We start from the raw sequence: 7,337 nt of genomic DNA on the forward strand, positions 1-7,337 counted from the left end.
GCTTGATCAAGGAGACCACCCCGTGAAGACCGCTGTCGAGGAGCTCAGCCCGACCCGGGTCAAGCTCACTGTCGAGGTGCCGTTCGACGAGCTGCGCCCGAGCATGGATGCGGCATACAAGAAGGTCGCGCAGCAGGTGCGCGTCCCCGGGTTCCGTCCTGGCAAGGTCCCGGCCCGCATCATCGAGCAGCGCTTCGGCCGGGCGGTGGTGCTGGAGGAGACCCTCAACGACGCGGTGCCCAAGCTCTATGGGCAGGCCGTCGACGAGGTGGACGTGTTCCCGGTCAGCCAGCCTGACATCGAGGTCACGAAGATCGAGGACGGCGAGCAGATCGAGTTCACCGCCGAAGTCGACATCCGGCCCAACTTCGACGTGCCCGACTACCAGGGCATCGAGGTCAGCGTCGGGTCCGCGGAGGTCTCCGACGCCGACATCGACACCCAGCTCGACGCGCTGCGCCAGCGGTTCGCCACGCTGACCGGCGTCGAGCGCCCGGCCACCTCCGGCGACTTCGTCGTGATGGACCTGCGGGCCGAGATCGACGGCAAGAACATCGAGGAGCAGCAGGCCAGCGAGGTCTCCTACGAGGTCGGCGCCGGCTCGGTGCTGCAGGGCCTCGACGACGCGCTCGAGGGCATGTCCGCGGGCGAGGAGAAGAGCTTCAAGACCGAGCTCGTCGGCGGCGAGAACGCCGGCGAGGAGGCTGACGTGATCATCAACGTCAAGTCGGTCAAGGAGAAGGTGCTGCCCGAGCTCGACGACGAGTTCGCCCAGCTCGCCAGCGAGTTCGACACGCTGGAGGAGCTCAAGGACAGCATCCGCGAGGGCTCCCGCCGCAACAAGCTCATCGAGCAGGTCGTCGAGGCCCGCGAGAAGGCGCTCGACACGCTGCTGGACCAGATCGAGATCCCGATCCCGGACAGCGCGCTCAAGGCCGAGATCGACGCCCGCACGCACAACCTCGAGCACCAGATCGCCGAGAGCGGCCTGAGCCGCGAGGCGTTCTTCCGTCTGAACCAGACGACGGAGGAGGAGCGCCTGAGCGAGTTCGAGACCAGCTCCGCCAAGGCGATCAAGGTCGGCTTCGTGCTCGACAAGATCGTCAAGGCCGAGGAGCTGGGCGTCTCCGAGCAGGAGCTCACCAACTTCGTCGTCCGCCGCGCCATGGACATGGGCGTCCAGCCCAACCAGCTGGCCCAGCACCTGGCCGACAACGACCAGCTCACGCTGGCCATGGTCGAGATCGTCCGCGACAAGGCCAAGTCCGTGATCGGCGACGCCGCCAAGATCATCGACGGCGAGGGCAACGAGGTCGACCTCAAGGCCATCTACACCGAGATCAGCGGTGAAGAGGTCGTCGAGGAGTCCGCCGAGGAGCCCGCGGAGCAGAAGAACGAGGCCTAGCCTCCGCCCGAGCACCGAGCCCCCAGTCGCTCTGGCCTGGGGGCTTCGTGCTTACCTGGAGGTAGCGTCCGGTGACCCGAACCTGCGCCGTCAGCGAACAGCCCGTAGACCGGGCATGAGCTGTGGGCGGCGCGCGTTAGGGTCACAAGCAAAGCCAATCGATTACGACGCATCGGAAGGTGAAGCTGTGACCAGCCCGCCGACCTCCTTTCAGCCTGAGTCGCGAGGCCGTGAGAACGGCACGTCCTTCCGGCTTGAGGACCAGCTTTACCAGCGCCTGCTGCGCGAGCGCATCATCGTGCTCGGCCAGGAGGTCAATGACGAGATCGCCAACCGGATCTGTGCCGAGCTGCTGCTGCTGGCCGCGGACGACCCGGAGCGAGACATCACTCTCTACATCAACTCGCCTGGCGGCTCCGTGAGCGCCGGCATGGCGATTTACGACATGATGGAGTACGTTCCCAACGACGTCTCCACGGTCGTGATGGGCATGGCGGCCTCGATGGGGCAGTTCCTGCTCTCGGCAGGCGCGCGGGGCAAGCGCTACGGCCTTCCGCACGCCCGCGTCATGATGCACCAGCCCTCGGGCGGCATCGGTGGCACCGCGGCGGACATCGCCATCCAGGCCGAGCAGATGCTCTACGTGAAGAAGACGCTGGCCGAGCGGATCGCGGTCCACACCGGTCAGCCGCTGGAGCAGATCGAGGCAGACTCCGACCGCGACCGCTGGTTCACGGCCGACGAGGCCAAGGACTACGGCTTCATCGACCACGTCGTGCGAAGCGCGCGGCAGGTGCCCTCGCAGGGCCCCGTCTCTTAGGGGAGCTAAAGTGAACATTCAAAGCCGCTACGTTCTCCCCTCCTTCGTCGAGCGCACGTCCTACGGCGTGAAGGAGATGAACCCGTACAACAAGCTCTTCGAGGATCGCATCATCTTCCTCGGAGTGCAGATCGACGACGCGTCGGCCAACGACGTCATGGCGCAGTTGCTGACGCTCGAATCGCTCGACCCCGACCGTGACATCAGCATCTACATCAACTCGCCCGGCGGGTCTTTCACCGCCATGACGGCGATCTACGACACGATGCAGTTCGTCAGGCCGGAGATTCAGACCGTCTGCCTCGGCCAGGCGGCCTCCGCCGCGGCCGTGCTGCTGGCCGGCGGCACCCCGGGCAAGCGTTTCGCGCTGCCCAATGCCAGGGTGCTGATCCACCAGCCGTCCACCGAGGGCGGCGGCCAGGGAAGCGACATCGAGATCCAGGCCCGCGAGATCCTGCGCATGCGAAACCTCCTTGAGGACATCGTGGCGAAGCACTCCGGGAAGTCCTCCGCCGCAGTCCGCAAGGACATCGAACGCGACAAAATTCTCAACGCGGACGAGGCAAAGGCGTATGGTCTGATCGACGACATCATCCCGTCCAGGAAGAAGCGAGCTCAGGCCGTCGCTTCCTAGACGAGACGTGAGGCACCGGAGCGCTGCCCAATAGGGCACGTTCCGGTGCGACTCGCCGCTAGGGGGCTCACTGTGGGCCCAGAAGACGGTAACGTCGAAACCTGAGCGGTTCGGACCGGGTCCGGAGGATACGGATCGCGGGAGCAGGACGGTCCCACGCAAAGGAGTATCTGGGGTGGCACGCATCGGCGACGGGGGAGACCTGCTGAAGTGCTCTTTCTGCGGGAAGAGTCAGAAGCAAGTCAAAAAGCTCATTGCCGGTCCAGGCGTCTACATCTGCGATGAGTGCATAGATCTCTGCAACGAGATCATCGAGGAGGAGCTCTCCGAGTCCTCCGAGCTCAAGTGGGACAACCTGCCCAAGCCGAGGGAGATCTACGAGTTCCTCGACGCCTACGTCATCGGTCAGGACTCGGCGAAGAAGGCTCTCTCGGTGGCGGTCTACAACCACTACAAGCGGGTGCAGTCCGGTGACCGGGGCAGAGACGACGGCCTAGAGCTGGCCAAGAGCAACATCCTGCTGCTCGGCCCCACGGGCTCGGGCAAGACACTGCTGGCCCAGACACTGGCGAAGATGCTCAACGTGCCCTTCGCCATCGCCGACGCCACGGCCCTGACCGAGGCCGGCTACGTCGGCGAGGATGTCGAGAACATTCTGCTCAAGCTCATCCAGGCCGCCGACTACGACGTCAAGAAGGCCGAGACCGGCATCATCTACATCGACGAGGTGGACAAGATCGCTCGCAAGAGCGAAAACCCGTCCATCACGCGCGACGTCTCCGGCGAGGGTGTGCAGCAGGCGCTGCTGAAGATACTCGAGGGCACCACGGCCTCGGTTCCTCCGCAGGGCGGCCGCAAGCACCCTCACCAGGAGTTCATTCAGATCGACACCACCAACGTGCTGTTCATCTGCGGTGGCGCCTTCGCGGGGCTCGAAAAGATCATCGAGTCGCGCATCGGCAAGAAGGGCATCGGCTTCAACGCCATCATCCGCTCGAAGGAAGAGGTCGACACGGCCGACATCTTCGGCGACGTGATGCCCGAGGACCTGCTCAAGTTCGGCATGATCCCCGAGTTCGTGGGCCGCCTGCCGGTCATCACCTCGGTGCACAACCTCGACCGTGAGGCGCTCATCCAGATCCTCACCGAGCCCCGCAACGCGCTGGTGAAGCAGTACCACAAGCTGCTGGAGCTCGACGGCGTGGAGCTGGAGTTCACCGACGGCGCACTGGAGGCCATCGCCGACCAGGCCATCCTGCGCGGCACCGGCGCCCGCGGGTTGCGCGCCATCCTGGAGGAAGTGCTCCAGTCGGTCATGTACGAAGTACCGTCCCGGCAGGATGTGGCCCGAGTGGTCATCACCCGCGAGTCGGTGATCGAGCATGCCATCCCGACTCTCGTACCTCGTGACCAGCTCGCCGCCAAGCAGCAGCGCACCCCACGAGAGAAGTCGGCCTGAGCTTTCCCGACCAGCGCAAGCGCCCCGTGGATGCACTCCATGGGGCGTTTCCCTTTCCCGTCTCCCTAGAATTGGTCACTGTGACAACGCCAGAGCTGCCGACCCAGTACACCCCGGCCGACGTCGAGACCCGTAGCTACGAGCGATGGGTGTCCGAAGGCTACTTCCGCGCCGACCCGGGCAGCTCGCGCGTGCCGTACAGCATCGTCCTCCCACCGCCGAACGTCACCGGTGTCCTGCACATCGGGCACGCGCTCGACCACTCCGTCCAGGACGCGCTGACCCGCCGGGCCCGCATGCTGGGGCACGAGACGTTGTGGCTGCCCGGCATGGACCACGCCGGCATCGCCACCCAGAACGTCGTCGAGCGCGAGCTGGCCAAGTCCGGCAAGTCCCGCCACGACCTGGGCCGCGAGGCGTTCATCGACCGGGTCTGGGAGTGGAAGGAGGAGTCCGGCGGCAAGATCCTCGGGCAGATGCGCAAGCTCGGCGACGGCGTCGACTGGGATCGTGAGCGCTTCACCATGGACGAGGGGCTCTCCCGAGCCGTCCAGACGATGTTCAAGAAGCTCTTCGACGAAGGGCTGATCTACCGCGCCGAGCGCATCATCAACTGGTGCCCGCGCTGCCTGACCGCCCTGTCGGACATCGAGGTGGAGCACAGCGAGGACGATGGCGAGCTGGTCTCGATCCGCTACTCCGACGACATCGTCGTGGCCACCACGCGGGCCGAGACCATGCTCGGCGACACCGCCGTGGCCGTCCACCCCTCCGACGAGCGCTACGCGCACCTGGTCGGCACGCTGGTCGAGGTGCCGCTCACCGGTCGCATGATCCCCGTGGTGGCCGACGAGCACGTCGATCCGTCCTTCGGCACCGGCGCGGTCAAGGTGACGCCCGCCCACGACCCCAACGACTTCGAGATCGGCCGCCGCCACTCGCTGCCCTCCCTGACGGTCATGGACGAGCGCGGCGTCGTCACCGCCCACGGCCCCTTCCAGGGGCTCGACCGGTTCGAGGCGCGCCCCGCGGTGGTCGCCGCGCTGCGCGCCGAGGGGCGCATCGTCGAGGAGAAGCGCCCGTACGTCCATTCGGTCGGCCACTGCTCACGCTGCAAGACCGTCGTGGAGCCGAGGCTGTCGTTGCAGTGGTTCGTCAACGTGGCGCCGCTGGCCAAGGAGGCCGGCGACGCGGTGCGTGACGGCCGCACCCGCATCCACCCGCCGGAGCTGGCCAAGCGCTACTTCGACTGGGTCGACGACATGCACGACTGGTGCATCTCCCGGCAGCTGTGGTGGGGACACCGCATCCCCGTCTGGTACGGCCCGTCCGGCGAGGTCGTCTGTGTGGGACCGGACGAGACCCCCCCCGAGGGCTACGTCCAGGACCCGGACGTGCTCGACACCTGGTTCTCCTCCGGGCTCTGGCCGTTCTCCACCCTCGGCTGGCCCGAGGCGACGCCGGAGCTGGCGCGCTTCTACCCGACCTCCGTGCTGGTGACCGGCTACGACATCCTGTTCTTCTGGGTGGCCCGGATGATGATGTTCGGGCTGTACGCGATGGACGGCGAGCCGCCGTTCCGCGTCGTGGCCCTGCACGGCATGGTGCGTGACCAGTACGGCAAGAAGATGTCGAAGTCGTTCGGCAACGTCGTCGACCCGCTCGACTGGATCGAGCGCTTCGGCGCCGACGCCACCCGTTTCACCCTGCTGCGTGGCGCCAACCCCGGCGCGGACGTGGCGGTGAGCGAGGAGTGGGCGGCCGGCTCGCGTAACTTCTGCAACAAGATCTGGAACGCCACCCGCTTCGCGCTGATGAACGGCGCGGCCGTCGGATCGCTCGACGGGCTGGAGCTGACGGCGGCAGACAGGTGGATCCTGTCCAGACTGCAGACGGTGACCAAGGCGGCGGATGCGGCCTTCGAGGACTTCGAGTTCGCAAAGGCCTCCGACCTGCTCTACCACTTCGCCTGGGACGAGGTCTGCGACTGGTATCTGGAGCTGGCCAAGATCCAGCTCGGAGACGGGATCGAGCACACCCGGCTGGTGCTGGGGCATGTGCTCGACGCGCTGCTGCGGCTCATGCATCCGCTCGTGCCGTTCGTCACCGAGGAGTTGTGGCGGGCGGTCACCGGCCGCGAGTCCATCGTCGTGGCCGCCTGGCCAGAGGTCGATCCCCGCTACACCGATCCTGACGCGGAGGCGGAGATCGTCGCCCTTCAGGAGTTGGTGACGGAGGTGCGCAGGTTCAGGTCCGATCAGGGCCTGAAGCCTGGGCAGAAGGTCGCCGCACGGCTGGCGCTGACCGGTACAACCCTGGCGGGGCAGGAGGGGGCGATCCGCTCGCTGCTGCGGCTCACCCAGCCGTCAGAGACGTTCTCCGCCACCGCTCGCTTCGCGGTGGGCGGCGTCGGGGTGGAGATCGACACGGCCGGCGCCATCGATGTGGCGGCCGAGCGCAAGCGGCTGGAGAAGGATCTGGCGGTCGCGCGCAAGGAGGCGGCTCAGGTGGCGGCCAAGCTCGGCAACGAGCAGTTCATGGCCAAGGCACCCGAGGACGTGGTGGCCAAGGTCAGAGGGCGGGCCGACCAGGCCGCAGCCGACATCGAGCGGCTTGAGAGCCAGCTCGCCGCGCTGGGTTTGAGCTAGGCCCAGACGGGGAAAGCTGTTTCGTTACCAGGGAATGGACTTTCCCCGTCTCCGGGGCTGCTACAGTTTTCAACGCGGGGCCGATCAGCCCCGACACTCCTTCAGATGGATCCCGATCTTCGGGCCGCCTGTCCGCGTGATTGGACAAGGGCTGAAAGTTCGGGTAAGTTGTGAGGGTTGCCTCGGAAGGGGCGTCCGAAAGATCCCGAATCGGGCGGTTTGACAAGGATCGTCCGGATCTGATAGTCTTCGGAAGGCGAAACGAGCGCCTCCGCTGCTCGGTCTGAGAGATCAGATGGTGTGGGGATGTACGCGTCCGTTTCTTGAGAACTCAACAGTGTGTTAAAAGCCAGTGCATGATGCACAACCCC

The 7,337-nt window shown here is 66.2% G+C and carries 5 protein-coding genes; all 5 read left to right on the plus strand.

Annotated elements, in window-relative coordinates; translation table 11 throughout:
* Positions 1–22 precede the first annotated feature (22 nt).
* The 5 genes from tig (at position 23) to ACIBQX_RS46920 (ending at position 6,966) form a co-directional block, all read left to right on the plus strand.
* Positions 23–1,405, plus strand: a complete 1,383-nt coding sequence (tig, locus tag ACIBQX_RS46900) for a trigger factor (RefSeq protein WP_397016622.1) — start codon at positions 23–25, stop codon at positions 1,403–1,405.
* A gap of 187 nt (positions 1,406–1,592) precedes the next feature.
* Complete coding sequence (locus tag ACIBQX_RS46905) at positions 1,593–2,225, plus strand: ATP-dependent Clp protease proteolytic subunit (RefSeq protein ID WP_336209860.1); 633 nt, start codon at positions 1,593–1,595, stop codon at positions 2,223–2,225.
* Between the two features lie 10 nt (positions 2,226–2,235).
* A complete protein-coding gene (locus ACIBQX_RS46910) occupies positions 2,236–2,859 on the plus strand; it encodes an ATP-dependent Clp protease proteolytic subunit (RefSeq protein ID WP_397016625.1) in 624 nt (207 codons plus the stop codon).
* Positions 2,860–3,034: 175 nt separating this feature from the next.
* Positions 3,035–4,318, plus strand: coding sequence for an ATP-dependent Clp protease ATP-binding subunit ClpX (gene clpX / locus ACIBQX_RS46915; RefSeq protein ID WP_189137239.1), 1,284 nt, complete (start codon positions 3,035–3,037; stop codon positions 4,316–4,318).
* Between the two features lie 71 nt (positions 4,319–4,389).
* Positions 4,390–6,966, plus strand: a complete 2,577-nt coding sequence (locus tag ACIBQX_RS46920; protein ID WP_397016627.1) for a valine--tRNA ligase — start codon at positions 4,390–4,392, stop codon at positions 6,964–6,966.
* The last annotated feature ends 371 nt before the right edge of the window (positions 6,967–7,337 follow it).

Origin of the sequence: Nonomuraea sp. NPDC049714 (genome assembly GCF_044465295.1) — a bacterium.
Classification (GTDB): domain Bacteria; phylum Actinomycetota; class Actinomycetes; order Streptosporangiales; family Streptosporangiaceae; genus Nonomuraea.